A 19568-nucleotide genomic window follows, 5' to 3' on the forward strand; every position below is an offset into this window, starting at 1 on the left:
TTCAGATAGTCACGACCCATGCGGCTCATGTCCTTGATACACAGATACTCCACATTTCCGGCTTCAACCTCTTTCATCATTGCCAGAAATCCGGGACGGTCAAAGCAAGTGCCGCTAATGCCATCGTCCGTGAAATGGACAATGTTCGTAAACCCCTGCCGTGCGGCGAACTCCTCCAACATTGCTTTTTGGTTGGAAATGGAATTGCTCTCACGCTGTTGGTCATCATCTTTGCCAAAGTCATCACGGCTCAATCGTTCATACAGAGCAGTGATTTTCTCGTTTTTTCTCATAACTTGCGCTCTTTTCTTCGGTTTTAGGTTGTGTGTTCTAAGAGACTTCCCAACCGCTTGATTAAGAAGTCTTTTAGAGCATACAACACCGGCGGCCATTTTGTATTTTTTATACTGTCTGACCGCAAAGTGCTGCGGATCTCTTTCTTCCAGTTCCTGGAACATCATATCCACTGGATTCTGGTAAGTTTCATCCTCTTCACGGGTTTCGCTTTCATTCAAAAGATCCAGAAGAGTATTCAGATTCTTTTCCTCTTCATCACCTTCATACCAGATAAAAGCAATCAGTGCTGTATACAGCAATTTCTCTGCTTTCACCCAAAAATCTTCGGAAGCTTTTTCCCCTTCGCCTTTGGTATTTACAATGATTGTTGTCACCAGCTTCAGGATATCTTTTTCAGACCGTATATAAGCAAATGGATTGTAATGAAGGGATTTAGAAAAATTGATCGTATTCAAAACCTTAATCACATAAGGCTCATATACCACTTTCCTGGATTTATCTTTGATGACATTTCCATCTTTATCCCTCTTCGGCGGTCCCTTTGCTAACATCTTCCCGCACTCCTCGATCAGAGTGCCTTTGGGATCTGTAATGACCATGGAACAGTTCATCTGCATGACCGATGGTTTTACGAAAAAACGTGTCTTACCGGAACCACTGCCGCCGATAACTACAATATTTTTATTTCTTGCATATTTCGGTTGCTTCGGTCTGCTCTCCATCGTCAGTGCTTCTGTTGCTGTCAGTGGAATGTTCATCCATGGATCATCTGACATATAAGGCTTGATATCCTCTGCAGTTCCCCATCTGGCTGAACCATACTCGATTCCTTTCCGGAGTTTCTTTGCATCTGACTGTTTCTGCCAAACCAATAGTTTCAAAATAACTGCGACAGTAACTCCAACCAATAGGTCTCTCAGGTCAAAACTTAGCAGAATTCCTGTAAAGATCCGATCTGCATGTTCCATCGCATATAACAGTTTGTTCCCTATATCTTCTCCGGGACTTCTCCTGTATAAGCAGGAGGCCCGGTCCGCATAAAAAGCGGTCAGAACATAGGGAAGATTCGTAAGAACCAGTTTCTTTTTATCCAGGGCGGACAGCCTGACCCCAGCCTTATTCTTCCACTTCTGCATCAGCTTATTGCCGTGTTGTTTCATCATCGGCTCTGCTCCTGATGCCGGTTCTTTACTTTGTCCTTCGATTTCTTTGGCATCATTGCCCGGTAAGCTGCAAGACGCTTATGAATGGAAGGCTTATTCGCTTTTTGAATCTGTTTCTGGGAAAACTCACGGAAAGCAGCATTGAGGGCATCCTGATCACGTCCCTTGAAAAATACCAGATAAACCGGAGGCTCTTTGCTCTTGTCTTTTTTCAGAGCATAATTGATCCCGTATTTTCTGGCATACCGTTCAAAGGACTTGATATTTTTGTCCGTGATCTCGATATTGACCATCCCGGCATTCTGTTTTGCCAGCTCTTTTACCGTGACCTTTCCCTGTTTTGGCTGATTTTTCTGTGCTTTCTTCTCTACTGATTTCTGCTTCTGATGACGCAGATACGCAACAAGAACCTTTTTCAACAGGTCTGCCGTAATCTTAGTAGTCCGAATACAGAACGTGACCGTTTTCTGAGTTACCTCTTCCTGCATGACTTTTCCCTCCTTTCAGCGATTCAACTGCTGTCCAGATCTGTAATCATGGCAATCACCCCCTTTAATGAAAAAAGACAGATTAACCGGTAATCAGGTTCTGCACCTGTACGAGTTTTTCTGTCCCTTCTTCTTTTCTCTTATCTTCTCCACCACAATAGATGGGAACACACATTTCAAGTATTCTGCTATAAATACGCTGATGAGCAGTATCTAAATCTGTAGATTTCATTTCATTCAGTCCCAGATTCGTTGTTACGATCAGCGGAAGCATTTTACAATAACGGCTGTCTATCACATTATAGACCTGCTCCAAAGCAAACTCGGAATTTCGTTCTATTCCCAAGTCATCAATAATCAGCAGCGGATAATCCACAAGATTTTGTATAATCTGGTTCTTATCTGCCTGATAGCTGGTCATTTCATTTAGGATCCTGGAAAAATTTGTCATCATGACACGTTCTCCCTGTTCCAAAAGTGCATTTGCAATACAACCTGCAAAGAAACTTTTCCCGGTTCCAACAGGTCCCATCAAAAGCAGTCCTACATTTTTTCTCTTCATATCTGTCCAGTTTTCTACATACTGCCTGGCAATTAGTATCTTCTGGTTGCTTCCGTTGTCATTTTCAAATTTCCATTCCCAGAATCTTCTTTCCCGAAGTCCGACGGATTTTCTCTGATAAAGCTGCCGCTGTGCTTCTTCCCACTGCATCTTCTCATCTAGTTCCTGCCTGGCTTTTACCTCGCATTCGCACAAACAGGACACTACATGCTCAAATCCCATCAGACTGACCTTCATCTGTTTTCTTTTTCTACAGATACCACAATGAAGGCACCCATCTTCGTCCACATAATCTTCAACCACTTTATTTTTCATTAAAGGCTTTCTCCTTCCTGAAATTCATATTTGTCCATTCCTGCCCTGGTTCCATCCCTTTCTGCCCAAAGACAGATTGTTGCAAAATGGTTCTGATATTCTTTTCCACTGGATTTCATATAAACAGAAAGATGATCAATCCGTTTCTGGTAATCCCATGGAAATAGCGTCATCAGCTCCTGCAGTTCAGCTTCCGACAGAACAACATTTTTAAATCTACCATACTGACTGAATTTTTCTTCCAAAGTGGGAGTATTGCCCTTACTCTTATCAGTATGATTCTTTTCAGTCTTATTTATCTTAGTATTACTTCCATCCAGATTCTTGCAGTCCGGACTTCTATTTTTTTGCGTTCCGGACTTCCAGTTTCTTGCAATCCGGATTTCCAATTCCTTGCAGTCTGGATTTCCAGTTTCTGGCGTTCCAGAAGCAAAGTATCTTACTGGCTTTCCTCTGCTCCGTTTCACAAAATTTTTCACGTATATGACAGAAGGACGATTATTCCCCTGCCGATACCGTTCGATCAATCCAATGCCATGCACACTGTCAAGCTCATAAAGAAGCTTTGTCACTGTCGTATGCGACATTCGCAACAGCTCCTGTAATTCTGCGATTGTGTAAATGATATAGACATAACCATCACTGTCGATCCAGCCATTTTTCTTGGATAGGCTGATTCGATCAAGCAGAATTCCGTAAAGGAGCTTTGCGTCTGTGGACAGGCTTGCAAACTCTTTTTCTGTGAACAGAGCTTTGGGTATCCGAAAAAAAGAAAACTGGTCAGATTCTTCTGCTCTGAAATATTCAAAATCTGCCATAACTTATTTCCTATTCTTCGGCTTCGTTTTCTTCATAACGTGAATCATACAAAGCATAATCGAATCCCTCCATAAAATCCTCCAGATACATTTTTTTTAACTTCTTATCTGCCATGCTCAAGTCATAAATAAAACTCTTATCATAATCAATAGCGTAAGCAAGTGCTTCCAGGATAATGCTATATCTCTTTCTTGAACAGTCTTTATACTGTCTGTGAAGATATTGCTGAAGTCTTCTTACTCTTTTAAAATCTTCTTCATTTTCATGCAGATATTTAAATGCAAGGTTCATTCCAAACTCAAAACCAGACGTTGGGAAATCCTCTTCTTCCAGATCCTCAAAATCCTCCTGTTCTTCACCTTCCATTGGTTCTGAATCATACTCATCCAGATACCCCATATCTACAATAGTTTTCAGAATATCTCTGGATGCTGCCACCATCTTGTCCATGATAATTTCTCTTTCTTCCAGTGGCATATTTGCCATAATTCTGTCTAATGTCATCATTGATTCTTCCTCCATCTCATTTTCATAAATATCGTTGATATAAAAGTGGTTCGCTTTTCCATTATTCGGAATAATACGCACCAGCTTTCCAACCTGAACCAGTTCCTGTACAGCCTGATCTACTCCATATCGGGTCATATTCAGATTTTTCTTCATTTCACTTTTCGGATAGACAACAAACAGATCTCCATTATGATCTACCCAGCCATTCTGTACCGCAAATTTCAAACGATCCAGAAATAAGCTGTATAAAATCTTTGCTGTATTTGACAGATTTTTGTATTTTTCCATCTGGAACAGCACCTTTGGCACCTGCAGACAATCTACCGGCATATACTCCATCTTACTCATTGATTGTTTTCTCCTTCTGTTTGTACAGCACTTCAGCTGAATTGATATTGATTTCCAACATCCCCACGAAAACCTGATAATACAGCAGGCATATCTGTTCATCCTCCCTTGCCAGATACAATCCTTCCAGTTCATTGGACGGATGTTTCATCCCATATACTGCCTGACAGATATCATGGATTTTCTCACATTCCACACTTCTAAGATGCATCTCCAAGGTGTGATTGAATCTCTGCCAGTCCTCCAGTTTTTGATTTACTGCCATCATGCACTGGAATAGTTCCGCTGCTTCACATGCTGCTGACAGCACTACATTTTTGTTATTGATACTTCCATCGGCATTTTTCATATGCCCTATCATATACACCTGATCTACTGAAACCATCTTTTATCCTCCTCTATCTAAACGGCATTTCCTCTTCCATGCCCTCCGGTATCTCTAAGAACCCTTCCGCATCTTCTGGGAATGGTGGTCTGTCAACCATTTTTGCACCTGCGAATTCAATCCGGTTTGCATACACTTCGGTGGTATAAATCTTTTTCCCGGTATCCTTATCTTCATAATTACCCGTGACAATCTCGCCTTCCACCATGACCTTCGTTCCCTGCATCAGATAATCTCTGGCAAATTCTGCTTTCTTTGCAAAAGCCTTTACCGGAATGAAACTGACTTCATCAGAATAATTTCTTCTGACTGCCAGAACAAACTTGGCAATCTTATGAAGTCCTTTTTCATTCTCCACTTCATTGTATCCAGGATTTCTTACCAATCTCCCGGAAATAATTGTTGTATTCATTGGCTTAACCCTCCTATACTTTCATTGATTTGTAACAGATACCGATACATGGACCACATTTTCCATAGGCACATCCGTAACATTCATCTTTTTCCAACTCTTCCTGCTTCATTTCATCTGCAAACATCTTTAAAAGAGTTGTATAAATCTGTTTCACTGCCAGGAACTTTTCCTCCGCTTTTTCCATCTTCTCTTTGTAAAATGGAATCAATCTACGAAGAATCGGATGGAAACGCTCATTCTCATCATCCCAGGCACAATTTTTCATCATACAGCGTGGCTGTTTCTCATAACTTCCAAGATAATACGGACAAAACGTACAACCTCTTTCTTTGATAATCTCAGGTGAAATTACCGGCATCTGACTTTTGATTTCTTTTGTTACATGCTTGCTTTCAATGCGTTCTCTCATAATAAAATCCTCCAAACTAATATTTGCAAAAGGGATTTACCCTGAATTGCCTGTTTTTAGGCACAAAAAAAGAGGCAGACTTACGATTTTTGTTTTCGCAAGCCTGCCTCTTATCAAACTAATCTTCTATTTTCCAATGATATACCGTATAAAAACGTATATCGCTCTGATCACATACACTGGAATCATGATACTTCCGATCAATGCTCCAATGATGACACTTAATGCAGCCATACCAAGTGTTGCTGTGGTATCCATTCCCCTTGGGATTAGAATCAGCCGCATTTTATGTATTCCAAATGGTAATCCGGCAATAAATATCCACCAGAACCAATCTGTCTGACCGCTGACTTTCATAATTGTTTTTGTCATCCAAAACCAGAATACCATAAATGCCAGCGGCAGAATTGATTTTTTAATTACATCTTCAATCGTCACCTTTTTTCTCCTTCTGTCTGATTCCTTCCGTCACCTCCCGATTGAGGTTTGCCAATATTTCTCTAACCACAGGAGAATCCAATCGAAAGGTTTCCAGATCTTTCTCCGTAAGCTCCCTTCCGTTCGCATCATATCTTCGTACATTTTTTAAAGCCATACTTTCACTTTCTTCCTGCTGATAATCTTAATGTTTTCAACAAATGTTTAAACTTCTCTCTTTTCATCTGTTTAACACGTATCTTTTCTATCTTTTTCCTATAGACTTGTATTCTACTTGCCATATCTTCATTGCTCATTCTTCACCCTCTCTTTCTGCCCACGATGCCAGAAGCATAAATATAATTTCTTCCATCTGAGTCTTTGTATATGTCTCTGGAAAATATTGTTTCAACTTTTTCGCCGGAATCTGCACTTGAACTTTTTCAGTACTTTCATTCATGCAAATCTGGTCAATCTCTGAATACGTCAACATCCGTTCTTTTGAAATCTGTTTCAATTCCTTTGCCTGCTTCATGGACGGTACCATATTGTGATTACTCATATACTGAAGTAACACCTGTTGTTCTTCATTTCTCAAATATGAAATTTCAACAGCCGTGTTAAAAGGAAGTTTCTTATCATCTGCCATTTCCAACAGTTCGGGAAGTAACAATGTCAAATGAATATATCTTAATATTTGTCTGGAACTATCTTCAGTATTCTGACTGACTTCCTCTGCCGCCAACTTCTTGCCAACTTGGCAAGAAGTTAAATCGGATCTCTTACCCTGTCGTTTCAATGCCTCATATTTCATTTTATAAGCAAAAGCTTTTTCACTGATTAAGAGTTCTTCTCTTTGAATATTGGAATCTACCATAATCACCGTTGATTCATCATCCGTAAGATCTTTGATGATAACCGGCATTTTCTCTAATCCTGCAAGTTCACATGCTCGTTTTCGCCGATGACCTGCTACCAACTCATAACCCCCAGACTCTCTCAACCGCACAATGCCAGGAACCAATACGCCGTATTGTATAATACTTTCTGATAATTCTTCCATTTTCTTATCATCTCTTACTTGAAATGGATGATTCGGAAATGGATGAAGACTTCCGATTGCTATCTCACTAATTCCATTGATTGACTCTTCGTTTGTTCCAAACAATGCATCAAGCGGCTGTAAGGAAACGGGAGTTGCTCTTTTTTTAGATGGCATCTTCTAGCACCTCCTCCGTCACTCTCCGATAAGCCTCTGTAGCTTTGCTTTTCGGATCATAAGAGAAAATACTCTGTCCTTCTCTGACTGCTTCCTTCATTCTTACAGAAAATGGAATATAATTATCAAAGATATGGATTTGACTTCCATATGCATTTCTGAGAAGCTCCATATTATTTCTGGCATCATTCGTATGAGCATCGACCATCGTAAACAAAATACCTCCTACTTGCAGCTTCGGATTGATCTGCTTACGGACCTTGCCGATTGTTTTTAACAGTTGCTGCAATCCTTTGATTGGTAGGTAGGACGCTTCAACCGGAATGAGAACTTCATCCGATGCAGCCAGCGCATTAATCGTAATCATTCCCAATGATGGCATACAATCTATGATGACTGCATCATATTGATCCTTGATACCATATAAAATCTGTTTCAATACATATTCCCTGCTCATTGCATTTACCAACTGTACTTCCGTACCTGCCAGTCCAATGTTAGAACAGATAATGTCTATCCCCTCTGCCTGATGTCTGATATAACAGTCGGAAGGAATATCTTCATCTTTCATTACTGCATCCATAAGAACTGTAAGTGTTTCATTACTGTCATCACAATCACGATATCCAAATCCTGCGGATACATCAGACTGTGGATCGGCATCAACGATTAACACTTTCATATTTTTTTGTGCTAATCCTACTGCTAAATTAGCTGTACATGCGGACTTTCCAGTTCCCCCTTTTTGGTTTACAATAGAAATAATTCTAGCCATTTTTTCATCACCTTTCAATCAATAAAAATGACCGAATCAGCTAAACAGATTTTCATCCATTACGAGCTAATTCGGTCCTGTTTTCGCTATTAAATTGTAATATCATCACTTTCGTGATACAGTAAAAGCATCTCAGATAAAAGCGAATATTTTCTTTCATCTGAATAAGGTTTTTATAAAAGATAGGCCTTTCCTTCATAAATTTGTTGATTCGTTGCAAGTTTTTTTCAGGACCAAATCGCCTCAACCCCTTGTATTTACTGGGTTTCCGTTGATTTAGTCTTATTTTATCATCATCATCTCCCAAACGCATTCCCGTCCAGTACAAAGTCATAAATGCCATATAAGAAAGCCTTTGTTCATAACACTGTCGATAAACCTCCTAAACTCCTCTCCTGTCCAGAAATCCATTTCTTCTGCCTTACTCTTACCCATGCTTCCGGCTTTTGCACAGGGATTACTTTTCAAATCATAATATCGAACCGCATAATTAAAAATTGCACTCAACTGGTTATTGATTGTTTTCAGATAAGTGGGTGAATACCCCATTTTAATCAACTCATTCTGCCATTGCCGGATGTCAGCTGCAGTAATATCATTTACCCGCTTATTCCCAAAATACGGGAGAATTTTCAGCTCCACAATATACTTTTTCGTTCTCATGGTATGCTCCCGCAGGCGAGTTTCCATATCTGCACAATACATCTTCCAAAAATCCGCAAACTTCATATCAAAATCCGCTTTTTGCGTAATAAGGAAATTTCGAAGCCATTCCTCCGCCTCTCTTTTGGTCGCAAAACCTCTTTTGGTAGATTTCCGACGTTTTCCTTGCCAATCCGTATAACGATACTGAATCAACCATTTTCCTGTTTTCTTGTCTTTTTCCGCTTTCATTCGACCACCTCCCACACACTGAAACCATACCAGCGTTTTTCAAAATAGCGTCTGGGAACTTTGCCCGCAATCACCAGAAATCCTTCTTTTTCCAGTTCCTGATTCAGCTTACGGATCAGCTTGTAAGCATGACCTACAGAAACACCCAGCATTTCTGCGAGTTCATTTGCAGTAATATAAATCTTTTTGTTTTCTGCCATATATGCATCCTCCTTTTCTCTATGTAGCGAAGTCGCTACTTTGTAATCTCATTATATGTAGCGACTTCGCTATTGTCAAGTATTTTGAAATGCCAGTAGAAAAAATTTTTTAAACATGGTATAATGTAGCCATCTCGATACATGGAGGACGATGAAAATGACCATAGGAGAAAAAATCAAATACTGCCGAAAGCAAATTGGCATTACGCAAGATAAACTGGCTGAGCTGACCGGCATCCATCCGGTTTCTATCCGAAAATACGAAACAAATAAAATGCAGCCACAACCTCCTCAGTTAGAGAAAATTGCAGCTGCACTCGGTGTCAGTTATAATGCTTTGAATGGCAGTGATACCGCCGGACTTCGTCTGGAAACAGTCGGTGATCTGATGGGCGTACTTATGGTGCTTTGTAATTCCGGCATCCTCCAGATCAGCGGAGAGCGTGGAGAAGACAAGATGTTAAAAGATAATACTGTATCCATCCATCTGAATCCGGTTCTCTCTTCTTATCTCGAAATCGGATACACCACCAGAGGGAAGGTACATACGCTGTCTTTGCAGGATGCATTGTTGAATATCAGAAATTACAAGGTATTTAATGACCTGTTGAAATGGGAAAAAATGAATTACATCTACCAGAGTGTTTTGGAATCCGCTGGTGATAATCCAAATGAAGCAACACAGGCAGCTATAGATGAGATAGCCGAGACAAAAGAAAAAGTGGAATTGGAGTTACAGAAAAGTCAGCTACCGCTTGATTAGATTTATAATATTAAAGCATAATTTTAATTGATTAATATCTGATTTTACAAAAGAGGAGGAATAAATATTGTATTTAAAAGAAATCGAAATTCAAAACTATGGTGCTATAGAAAATTTGAAATACTCATTTCCATTTGATGAAACAGGTAATCCCCTACCCGTTATACTAATTGGTAAAAATGGCTCCGGGAAAACTTTAGTTTTATCAAATATTTTGCACTCTTTAATTGAAAACAAACGTCACTTCTACAATGTACTTGAAGAAGTCTCCTCCACAAATTATTACCGATTAGGTTCAAAACACTATATTCGCTCCGGGAAAAACCATTCATATGAGCGAATTACTTTTTCCGATAATTCAGAATATGTAGATTTAATGATATATAATTATGAAACATTTATAGATAATTGTCATAGGGCTGATTTTCCAAATGTAGATTTTGATAATAGAAAATTAAAAGATGACGGTTTCTTTAATAAAATGTCATATTCAGCTGATAATGTATTTGCTAAAGAACTTTTTTTATATTTTCCTGTTGATCGATATTATATACCCACTTGGGAAAATTCCCAAAATGACAAATTACAATTTGTCATTGATGATAATAATTATCTCGGACATTCAACACATAATATTGTTCAATATAATTTATTGAATAATGTTGAGGCTTGGATATTAGATGTAATTATTGATAAAATGCTTTATGAAGAAAAAGATATTCGTATCACAAATACATCTGGTGAAATTGAACACCGAAAAATATATAATGGTAAAAATTCAAAAATACAAACAATGCTTAACCAACTACTTTCACATATATTTAAAAGTTACGATTATAAGTCTTTTCGATTTGGAATTTCTGATAAAACATATCGTAAAATAGTAGTTATCGGAATTAAAAATGATGGTTCTGAAGAAGAACTTGTAGACAAATTTTCTAACCTTTCTTCTGGTGAAATTATGATTTTAGGAATATTTGCTACAATATTAAAAGAATATGATAGAATTTCCGGAAATACAGCAATGGATTTCAAAAATGTGCAGGGAATTGTATTAATTGACGAAATTGATATTCATCTTCATTCCGATTTAGTCAAGGATTCCTTACCTGCATTAATAAAAATCTTTCCAAAAATTCAATTTATTATCAGCAGCCATTCACCATTCTTTTTATTGGGAATGCGAGAAACCTTTTCTCAAAATTGTCAATTTGTTGCACTCCCTACAGGGACTATCATGGATAATATAGACTATTTTGATGAAATAAAAAATTGTTATTCTATTATAGATGAAAACTATATTAATATTTTAAATACATTAGAGCAATACAAAACTAAATTCGAATCGATATCAAGAACACTAATCATTACCGAAGGCAAAACAGATTGGAAACATTTAAAAAATGCATTAATAAAATTTCAAAACAGAGGAGATTACTCTAACTTAGATTTAGATTATTTGGAATATAGTGAAGATTTAGGAGACTCAAAATTAGAAAATTTGCTCAAAAATCTTGCGAAAGTGCCCCATTCTAATAAAATAATTGGTGTATTCGACAATGATTCTTCCATTGGTCAAACATATATTAATCCAGTTTCATTCGGAAATAACGTATATGGATGCAGCATCAAAGACACACAAGGTTTTAACTGTCCAATATCCATTGAAATGCTTTATTCACGAGATGACATTACCAGGTTAGATAAAAACGGAAGGCGTATTTATTTATCAGATGAATTCACTGAAAAATCACATCAATTAAAAGAAAATACCAGTATTGTATGCAATAATAAAACATTAATTGACGCCCAAAAGAAAAGGACTATTAAGATTGTTGATAAAGAGGTTTTCAATAATAATGAAAACAGTTTAGCACTTTCAAAAGAACAATTTGCCGAAAACATCCTCAATAATGTTGATAACTTTGCAAATGTTGATATTATCGGTTTTAAAAACATATTTGATGTTATTTCATCCATTATTGCAATGCCTTAATTTTTTTGTACTCAATCTGTACTCAAATCACATAGCTAGAGCCCGGAAACCCGCATAAACACTGGATTTCCGAGCTCCATTTTTTTATTCAAACTCTACAAAGACTAACGCTTTTTGTTTAGGAATTATTCTCTGTAATGTTTCTCGTTCTTTTGATTATTTGATATATCCATATTATCCTGCCTATACGAGCTAATGTTATCATTTTGTTATCGGCATTGATAACACCTACTCGATAACTGTGGATAATAACTATATGTAGCATGTCAAATTATAAGCTATTTTGCTTAGAGATTCAACACAAAACTGAAATTTTACTTTTCCTTATATTCATCTGGTATTGCTATTTGAAATGTTTCACACAACAGCATCACATCATGCACATCATTTTTATCGTGTTCATATCCCAAATGAAGCATTACCTGACTCAATGGTTCAATACAAGAAACAGTTATATCTCCAACTTTTCCAATACCGGAAAAAGTTTTTGATGGAAATATATCTCCCTCATAAACAATTCCGTCATCTGTAAATTCAAAACAATGTAAATCAATGATTCTTTGTTTATCATCTTTCCAGACAGTATGACCATCCGTTGTATAATCAGTATTTACTTCCTCAAATCCATGCTGCTTAATCACATAAATATAATCATGATAATGTTTCAGTTCAACAAACAAATCAATATCATTGTGTATTCTTGATTCTCTTTTAAGAAGTGCATCAACACCCCATCCGCCATCTAAATATACTTTAATTTCGTTTTGCAAAGCATATTTTATAATTTCACATGCATCTTCTGTACGTACCATAATCTATCCTCCAAATTCAAATCTTTGTATGCTTTCCAACTCACTAAAAGCCTGAAATTTGTCAGTCTTTCATCCTTTTTGTTATCAATCACCAATTAGCTGTAATCCATTAGGATTTAGCTGATATATTTTATCGCACACCTCTTCAATATACTTTCTATCGTGAGAAATGCTAATGACAGCCCCCGGAAATTCTCGGAGCATTTTTCTTATTACCGGACCGGACAATGGTGAAAAATTTCTTGTCGGTTCATCCAGAATAAGAACATTTGCACCACTTAAGCTCATCCTCAAGAGAAGCACTTTCGCCTTTTGTCCGCCTGATAACTCCCGAATCGGATGCTCCATTTCATCTGGTGTGTATTTAAGTGAACCAAGGTATGTTCTAATTCTTGTACGCTCTTCTTTATCTCCTGTTTTATCAAGGTAATCAACCGGTGTAACATCCAAATCCAGCAGGTCTTCATAAGTTTGAGGCATATATTCTGCTTTAATGTCATTCCGATTTAGGAGTTCTTCCGCTATCTTTTTTAGAAGAGTCGTTTTTCCTGCCCCGTTGGCTCCTATCATACAGATTTTTTCTGAACCTTTTATTTTTAAATGAATTCCTTCTGCTAAAATTCTTTTGCCATCCGGAGTCACAAGCTTTGAAAGTTCATATTCTATGACCGTTTTTCCTGCGGGAATGTGTGAGTTTTCATCCCCTAATTTGACAAAGATTGCTTCTTCCTGTTCCGGCATCTGAGTCATATTTTCATCTTCTTTTTCAAATCTTCGTTCCATTGCCTTAACCGTATGCATTTTGTCCTTTAAGTTTTTGGCAACAGACGGTGCTTGTCTGGTACAACTTCTTAATGCACCTTGTACACTCTGCATAACTCTTTGATATTTTTCATCGCGAATCTTTTTCTCCCTACGGTCACTCAGTGCCCGCTGTTTTTGGATTTCAAATTTATGAAGCCGTTCTTCCACATAGCGTCTATAGGGAAGCTTTGCCACGGTATATCTCGCCTTTGTTTTTCGTATAATCTGCTCGATATGTATCACCATGTTGGCAGTACGCTCTATCAGCGTTTCATCGTGTGAAATAAAAAGCACAATGTGCTTCCAGTCATTTATGATTTTTTCCAGTAATGTAAGCGTCGCAATGTCGATGTCATTGGAAGGTTCGTCCAACAACAGCACAGAAACATCGCGAATGAAAAGCCTCATAAGTTGTGTCTTGACTTTTTCGCCTCCTGAAAGACTACCCATTGTCTGGTTACTGTAGAAAAAATCATTTTTCATTCCAAATTTTCCCGCAATAACAGACAATTCTTTAGGCGTTTTCTCCCAGAATATTTCCTCTTCAGAAAAATATTCGTATATTGTTTTTTCCTTATCTTCATCGAGCATCTCCTGCGGAAGATAACCAAGACGTTCGTGTCCCATTATCCTTTCCCCATCTGCTTCTATATAGTTTTCTACAAGCGACGGATTGTATATCCACTTCATTAATGTCGATTTCCCATTTCCCTCTTCTCCAATAATAACTGCCTTATCTCCATCATTTAGCACAAGGTTGAAATCATTAAGAATTATTCTCAGGTCTTTTTTATGTGTTAAATTTAATTTTTTTATCTGCAACATTAAAGTTTCTCCTTTTCGAAGTCTGAGCCAATTATTATTTTGAACACACAAAAACGAGTCTTTTTTGCATACGCAAAAATAGACTCGCTAAATAGACCCTTATTTCTTTTCCAAAAGGAAAACAAAGGAAATGCCTCTTGCGATAATCCAACTTAAGCGTACACAAAACAAACCTATTCTCTACAGGCTCAATAACTATATGTGTCTTACTTAAATCAAATTATCTATTAATCATTTCCTCACCTTACACAAAATGTGCCTTTCTTTCTTCTAATGGCAATACTATCATACTGTATTTTTTGTGTCAATACATTTCACCTTATGGAAGTGCAAATTAAAATTTTCACTTCCTAATTATACATCCAACCATTACGAAATTCAATCTTTCACAACCTCTTTACAACCACAACCACAGCACTCCAGCAAACGCAGGAGCACCATACCGTAAAACGCTTATGTGTAAATCAACTCCGTTCCTACAACTTCCCTCACACAAGCCTGAATATTATTCATTCTTCCAATCCATTCGTAGGGATTATCTTTCTTTAATTGTTCCGTCACATCTTGTCTGTCGGCATATTCCTTTACCAGTCGAAGAAACATATCCTCTGCTTGCTTATCGACTTCTGCAAGATAACTATGCAGCTTTCCGCTTGTCAGCAGGTTCATATATAACACTTTATAGTGTTCCTTTAAATGCCTTGCATGTCGTTTCCCCCATAAACCAATCGGCTCTATTTCTTCTTCGGCTGGTACTGTGATGTTCGGCAATAAATAATCACCCACCTGTCTATAAGTTCCGCCCATTTCTTCAAAAATTGTCTTTGTCATTTTCCTTTTCCTCCTGTGATTTTTGTCTATCGTGATCGTGTATTATCACGCTTGCGACCTTTAACTGTTCTTGCCTGCTCCAACAAATCATCTATCTGTTTGCGACCAAAAACCTTACGGAGCAGGCTGTAATCTTTATTTTCTGCTTTTAGGATTTTGTTTTCTTCGGTCAATCTTTCATTGACTTTCTCCAAACGCTGATTGGTGCGGTATAACTGTGCATTCGCTGTATTCAGCCTATGATAGTTGTCCCACCCCTCAAAGCAGCGGGCAAGCACCGTTTTGACAAGTTGCTTCAATTTCCTTACAACCGGCTCTGCCATTTTGGTTTTATATGCCTTTGCAGTCATAAATTTCTCTGGTTCTGGCAACTGATATTTCGGTGCAGTATCAAGCTCTATTTCAAGATTTGACAGCTCGTCTTTTGCCTTATCATAGTTCAATACTCGTTCCGACAACACATCAAATTCAATCTGTTTCTGCTCGATTTTCGCACCTAATGCCGCCACTTCTTTTTCTCTTTCCTGCTTTTTATAATCCAAAACAGAAAGATGTTTTTCGTGTGTGCCTAAATGTTCCCACTCAATCCCATAACGTTCCATCACCGCCGCAAGCTGTTCTTTTTCGGACTGTATCCATTGCGACCACTCCGTATCGCCACGACTGCCGCCCTTAAAACCTTGCGTTGCAAGAGCCTGCTTTAGTGACACTCTTGTATCAAGTCCACGCTTGCTGCCTGTGGTAAAAGGTACAAAATCTATGTGCAGATGTGGTGTAGCTTCATCCATATGCAGATGAGCCGAGAACACCCGAAGCTGTGGATTTCGCTCCTGAAAACCCTGATAGTATTCATCTAAAATCTGCTTTGCCAGTTCTCCGTTTTCCGTATCGGCGTTCATATTTCCCTTACCGCCCACCTGTAAAATGATTTCGTGGAACGGTTTTTCCTGCTTGGAACTTCGGATTTTTTCATAATAATCTTTTATCTTTCGGTCTGACCTTATCTGCTTGGCATTGTATCTTTCCAATGCTTCATCAAACAATTCGTGATAAACTGTCTTTATATTTTCATTGCAGTAGTCGATATTGAGATGAGTACGAGTTCCGTCTACATTTTCTGCTCGGAACTTTCGGCTATTGTGATTGACCGAGCCTTTACCGACCATTGCACTTATCGTTCTCTGCATTTTTTCATCTCCCATCTGTAAATTTCAACATTCTCAGGTTTTGTTACTTTTGTCAAAAGTAACGCAAAAGCACTTTTGACGGGTACACCCATCAAAAATGCGACCTGTAAACAGGTTTTGCGTTCTCCGAAGGCTCTCCGAGGGGTGAGCGTGTGCCGGTGGCACACACGCCTGCGAACCGACCGAGCCAGCAGGCGAGACCAAAGAGCCGCCTTTGAAAAGGCACTCTCTGCACACTCCCCTAAACTTTATCCGGTGTCAAAGTGTGACGATGGTGACAATGTTTTTCACAGCGTGCTGCTCTCAAAAACATTGACACCTTTGACACCGTTTGTCACGCCGTCTGCTCGGTTTCTTTCCAAAGTGAAACCTTTCTTCCGTCGTGTGTGCGGCTGTTCTGATAACGGATACCGTAATCACGAAACAGCCTGCTTGCGTTGATACTGAGCCTTAAAGAAAGTACATTCGGCTTTATATCCACCGCAAGCCTTTCGCAAAGTTCCGAAGCAGTTCCTTCCCATCTGTCACTTTCCGAAAAGAGCGTATCCGCTATCTTCTCAAGCAGAGGTTCGGGCGGTTCTTTCCACATCTCCGTTTCCGATTTTGCAAAGTTCCACACCAATCGCTCGCTGTCCCTTACAAGATGGATTTTCATATCCTGCTGGTCTCTGCCAGCAACATCAAGTGTGGCATTGTTGGAAGCACGCTTGTCCTTACTGAGAACAAATGCACCGTCTGCCGCACCCATCAGACCATTCGTGCCTGAAATCATATCGAATATATCTTCCGATTTTTGTTTGCGTGTATGATGAACAATAAGCATTGAAACCTTGTAACTGTCTGCCAACGCTTTCAGCCTTGCCACAACATCATAATCACTTGCGTAGCTGTAATCTGCTCCGCCTGCTTCACGCACACGCTTTAAGGTGTCTATGATAATCAAGCCTGTGTCTGGGTGTTCCCTCATAAACCCTCTTATCTGTTCTTCCAGTCCGCCATTGACCGTTTTACATTCCGTTGCGAAATACAGATTGCCTGTCTCCTTTGCACCGAACATCTGAAACAATCGCTTCTGCAAACGTGGGTAATCATCTTCAAGGGCAAAATAAAGCACCGTTGCCTTACGCACCTTATACTCCCAAAGCGGTGTGCCTGTGCTGATATGATAGGCAAGCTGTGCCATCATAAAGCTCTTTCCCACTTTCGGGGAACCTACGAAAAGGTAAGTTCCCCTTTGGAGCAGACCGTCGATAAGTGGTGTCTGAACCTCAAACACCGTATCATACAGCGTTGTCATTGATACTGTTTTCAGATAGGAAGGGTCTAACTGTCTGAGTATTTCCCTTTGCATTTCTTCAAAAGATTGCTCGTACCCCTTGAAATCCGTATCCTGATTGACTATACTATTGTCAGTACATTTGGAAAGTGACTGTTCCGCATCTGTTGCCGCAGATACATTTGGAATAGTCATTTCTTTTTTATTCTCCATTCGCATCCTCTCCTTTCAAACCGCCGAGAATAATGGAAATCAGTTCTATTACACTCAGCAGTTCATCATCCACACCTTTTCCTGCTTCAATCCTTTTCAGTTCCGCAAGGACTGTGGCAAATTCCGTTTTCAACGCCTTATACACTCTCGGATTGCCCTGTACCACCACATCCTGATTTAAGCAACGGCGGTAACAATACTCCTGTTTTGGCAATCCTGATAGAGCTACAGCTCTGTTAATGAGTTCGTTTTCTTCGGGCGATACTCGAAACCCTACTGTGATATTCCTCCAACGATTTTTGTTATCTCTGTTCTTAGCTGACATTTTCAAAATCTCCTTTCCCTAAATCATCTAATTTTTCTGCCATCTCAATCTGCTTTGACGGAAAGAGGTGTGCGTACTGATAAGTAATATCAATACTTTCGTGACCAACTCGGTCAGCAATCGCCACCGCAGAAAAGCCCATATCAATCAAGAGTGAAATGTGGCTGTGACGGAGATCGTGAATGCGGATACGCTTCACGCCTGCCGCCTTTGCCCCTCTGTCCATCTCGTGATGAAGATAGCTTTTCGTCACCGTAAAGATACGGTCTTTCTTCTTCAATCCGTAAAGCATACCGAGATATTCTTTCATTTCCTCACACAGAAACTTCGGCATTTTAATCGTGCGGTTGCTCTTTTTCGTTTTCGGAGAAGTAATCACATCCTGCCCTTTCAAACGCTGATAGGATTTATTGATTGTGACTGTTTCCTTATCAAAGTTGAAATCTGCCGGAGTCAAAGCTAACAGCTCGCCCTCTCGGATACCGCACCAGTAAAGCATTTCAAACGCATAAAAGGAAACAGGCTTGTCCATCATCTCAAAAGAGAATTTCTTGTATTCTTCCTTTGTCCAGAACAGCATTTCCTTGTGTTCCTCACGTCCCATATTTCCCACCTTTGCCGCAGGATTGGAACGCAGTTCATAGTAGCGGACAGCGTGATTGAAAATGGCGGACAACTGATTGTGCAGCGTTTTCAGATACGTCTGTGAATAAGGCTTTTTCTTCTCATCACGATAGGCAAGCATTTCATTCTGCCAAGTAATAATCTCCTTTGTGGAAATCTCGCTGATTTTCAGTTTCCCGAAATACGGAAGTATCTTTGTGCGTATGATATGCTCTTTGGTAAGCCACGTGTTTTCCTTCAAACGGTTCTTCACATCATTGATATAAAGCTCCGTAAAGGCTTCAAAACTCATATCAAGGTCTGAAGAAGTCTGCAATTTGAACATTCTTTCCCATTCCTGTGCTTCTCGTTTGGTAGCAAAGCCACGCTTGCATTTCTGCTTGCGTTCCCCTTTCCAGTTCACATACCTTGCCATCACATACCAAGTACCGTTATCTTCATTCTTAAATACCGGCATTTACATTTCCCCCTTTCCTGCTCCGTAGAGCCTTTCGTAAAAATACTGGCGATTTACACGCCCTGCAATCGTAATAAAGCCCTTTGCTTTCAATTCCTCATTTAATTGTCTGATGAGTTTATATGCATAAGGTTTTGATACGTTTAGTTCCTGAGCCACATCTTCGGCTCGGATAAATCTGTTTTCCATATCCTTTTTCTTCCTTTCTTAAAATAATTTTTTGCTTGCCGCTTTCTCCG

25 protein-coding genes are annotated in these 19568 nt (G+C 39.0%); 2 read left to right on the forward strand and 23 right to left on the reverse strand.

What is annotated here, in order from left to right:
• The 15 genes from DWZ40_RS14850 to DWZ40_RS14910 form a co-directional block, all read right to left on the reverse strand.
• On the reverse strand, positions 1–1460 hold a 1460-nt coding region (locus DWZ40_RS14850), incomplete at its 3' end, for a type IV secretory system conjugative DNA transfer family protein (protein WP_182431760.1).
• A complete protein-coding gene (locus DWZ40_RS14855) occupies positions 1457–1948 on the reverse strand; it encodes a PcfB family protein (protein WP_027090292.1) in 492 nt (163 codons plus the stop codon). The genes DWZ40_RS14855 and DWZ40_RS14850, both read right to left, overlap by 4 nt.
• An 82-nt stretch (positions 1949–2030) precedes the next feature.
• Positions 2031–2825 carry an ATP-binding protein gene (locus DWZ40_RS14860; RefSeq protein ID WP_027090291.1) on the reverse strand — a complete coding sequence of 265 codons (795 nt, stop codon included), beginning with the start codon at positions 2823–2825 and terminating at the stop codon, positions 2031–2033.
• Positions 2825–3643 (reverse strand): replication initiator protein A, encoded by an 819-nt coding sequence (locus tag DWZ40_RS14865; RefSeq protein WP_027090290.1) that lies wholly within the window; start codon positions 3641–3643, stop codon positions 2825–2827. The genes DWZ40_RS14860 and DWZ40_RS14865 overlap by 1 nt, the downstream gene beginning before the upstream one ends.
• A gap of 10 nt (positions 3644–3653) precedes the next feature.
• A complete protein-coding gene (locus DWZ40_RS14870) occupies positions 3654–4502 on the reverse strand; it encodes a replication initiator protein A (protein ID WP_118543699.1) in 849 nt (282 codons plus the stop codon).
• Complete coding sequence (locus DWZ40_RS14875; RefSeq protein ID WP_027090288.1) at positions 4495–4887, reverse strand: hypothetical protein; 393 nt, start codon at positions 4885–4887, stop codon at positions 4495–4497. The genes DWZ40_RS14870 and DWZ40_RS14875 overlap by 8 nt, the downstream gene beginning before the upstream one ends.
• A gap of 13 nt (positions 4888–4900) precedes the next feature.
• Positions 4901–5299, reverse strand: coding sequence for a single-stranded DNA-binding protein (locus DWZ40_RS14880; RefSeq protein WP_027090287.1), 399 nt, complete (start codon positions 5297–5299; stop codon positions 4901–4903).
• Positions 5300–5312: 13 nt separating this feature from the next.
• A complete protein-coding gene (locus DWZ40_RS14885) occupies positions 5313–5711 on the reverse strand; it encodes a hypothetical protein (protein WP_027090286.1) in 399 nt (132 codons plus the stop codon).
• 126 nt (positions 5712–5837) lie between these two features.
• On the reverse strand, positions 5838–6149 hold the full coding sequence (locus DWZ40_RS14890; RefSeq protein ID WP_027090285.1) for a DUF6050 family protein: 312 nt from the start codon (positions 6147–6149) through the stop codon (positions 5838–5840).
• The gene (locus DWZ40_RS19650) at positions 6139–6306 is read right to left on the reverse strand and encodes a hypothetical protein (RefSeq protein WP_173681429.1); all 168 of its coding nucleotides are present in this window, start codon (positions 6304–6306) and stop codon (positions 6139–6141) included. Before DWZ40_RS19650 ends, DWZ40_RS14890 begins: the two co-directional genes overlap by 11 nt.
• Positions 6307–6310: 4 nt before the next feature.
• A complete protein-coding gene (locus DWZ40_RS20350; RefSeq protein WP_255633202.1) occupies positions 6311–6445 on the reverse strand; it encodes a hypothetical protein in 135 nt (44 codons plus the stop codon).
• On the reverse strand, positions 6442–7347 hold the full coding sequence (locus DWZ40_RS14895) for a ParB/RepB/Spo0J family partition protein (RefSeq protein ID WP_027090284.1): 906 nt from the start codon (positions 7345–7347) through the stop codon (positions 6442–6444). The genes DWZ40_RS20350 and DWZ40_RS14895 overlap by 4 nt, the downstream gene beginning before the upstream one ends.
• The gene (locus DWZ40_RS14900) at positions 7337–8122 is read right to left on the reverse strand and encodes a ParA family protein (RefSeq protein WP_027090283.1); all 786 of its coding nucleotides are present in this window, start codon (positions 8120–8122) and stop codon (positions 7337–7339) included. Before DWZ40_RS14900 ends, DWZ40_RS14895 begins: the two co-directional genes overlap by 11 nt.
• Positions 8123–8452: 330 nt before the next feature.
• Entirely contained in the window at positions 8453–9016 is a 564-nt protein-coding gene (locus DWZ40_RS14905; RefSeq protein WP_243035353.1) for an Arm DNA-binding domain-containing protein, read from the reverse strand.
• Positions 9013–9216 carry an HTH domain-containing protein gene (locus tag DWZ40_RS14910; RefSeq protein WP_117827592.1) on the reverse strand — a complete coding sequence of 68 codons (204 nt, stop codon included), beginning with the start codon at positions 9214–9216 and terminating at the stop codon, positions 9013–9015. Before DWZ40_RS14910 ends, DWZ40_RS14905 begins: the two co-directional genes overlap by 4 nt.
• Before the next feature lie 157 nt (positions 9217–9373).
• Between DWZ40_RS14910 and DWZ40_RS14915 the strand changes: the two genes are divergently transcribed.
• Together DWZ40_RS14915 and DWZ40_RS14920 are read left to right on the forward strand one after the other, a co-directional pair.
• Entirely contained in the window at positions 9374–9979 is a 606-nt protein-coding gene (locus DWZ40_RS14915; RefSeq protein ID WP_118543700.1) for a helix-turn-helix transcriptional regulator, read from the forward strand.
• Positions 9980–10046: 67 nt separating this feature from the next.
• Positions 10047–11975, forward strand: a complete 1929-nt coding sequence (locus DWZ40_RS14920) for an AAA family ATPase (protein WP_182431761.1) — start codon at positions 10047–10049, stop codon at positions 11973–11975.
• A gap of 314 nt (positions 11976–12289) precedes the next feature.
• Here the strand turns inward: DWZ40_RS14920 and DWZ40_RS14925 are convergent, their stop codons facing one another.
• From DWZ40_RS14925 to DWZ40_RS14960, 8 genes are all read right to left on the reverse strand, one after another.
• Positions 12290–12787 (reverse strand): aminoglycoside nucleotidyltransferase, encoded by a 498-nt coding sequence (locus tag DWZ40_RS14925; RefSeq protein WP_009247521.1) that lies wholly within the window; start codon positions 12785–12787, stop codon positions 12290–12292.
• Between the two features lie 84 nt (positions 12788–12871).
• Complete coding sequence (locus tag DWZ40_RS14930; protein WP_009247522.1) at positions 12872–14416, reverse strand: ATP-binding cassette domain-containing protein; 1545 nt, start codon at positions 14414–14416, stop codon at positions 12872–12874.
• 453 nt (positions 14417–14869) lie between these two features.
• Positions 14870–15247, reverse strand: a complete 378-nt coding sequence (locus DWZ40_RS14935; RefSeq protein ID WP_009247523.1) for a TnpV protein — start codon at positions 15245–15247, stop codon at positions 14870–14872.
• A gap of 26 nt (positions 15248–15273) precedes the next feature.
• Positions 15274–16413, reverse strand: a complete 1140-nt coding sequence (locus DWZ40_RS14940; protein WP_019190307.1) for a plasmid recombination protein — start codon at positions 16411–16413, stop codon at positions 15274–15276.
• A gap of 355 nt (positions 16414–16768) precedes the next feature.
• A complete protein-coding gene (locus tag DWZ40_RS14945; RefSeq protein WP_055200169.1) occupies positions 16769–17923 on the reverse strand; it encodes an AAA family ATPase in 1155 nt (384 codons plus the stop codon).
• Positions 17913–18248 carry a hypothetical protein gene (locus DWZ40_RS14950; RefSeq protein WP_009247526.1) on the reverse strand — a complete coding sequence of 112 codons (336 nt, stop codon included), beginning with the start codon at positions 18246–18248 and terminating at the stop codon, positions 17913–17915. Before DWZ40_RS14950 ends, DWZ40_RS14945 begins: the two co-directional genes overlap by 11 nt.
• Entirely contained in the window at positions 18238–19329 is a 1092-nt protein-coding gene (locus tag DWZ40_RS14955; protein ID WP_009247527.1) for a site-specific integrase, read from the reverse strand. Before DWZ40_RS14955 ends, DWZ40_RS14950 begins: the two co-directional genes overlap by 11 nt.
• Positions 19330–19518 (reverse strand): transcriptional regulator, encoded by a 189-nt coding sequence (locus tag DWZ40_RS14960; RefSeq protein WP_009247528.1) that lies wholly within the window; start codon positions 19516–19518, stop codon positions 19330–19332.
• Positions 19519–19568 lie beyond the last annotated feature (50 nt).

The organism is Clostridium sp. AF32-12BH, from assembly GCF_003477935.1.
Lineage (GTDB): Bacteria > Bacillota > Clostridia > Lachnospirales > Lachnospiraceae > Brotaphodocola.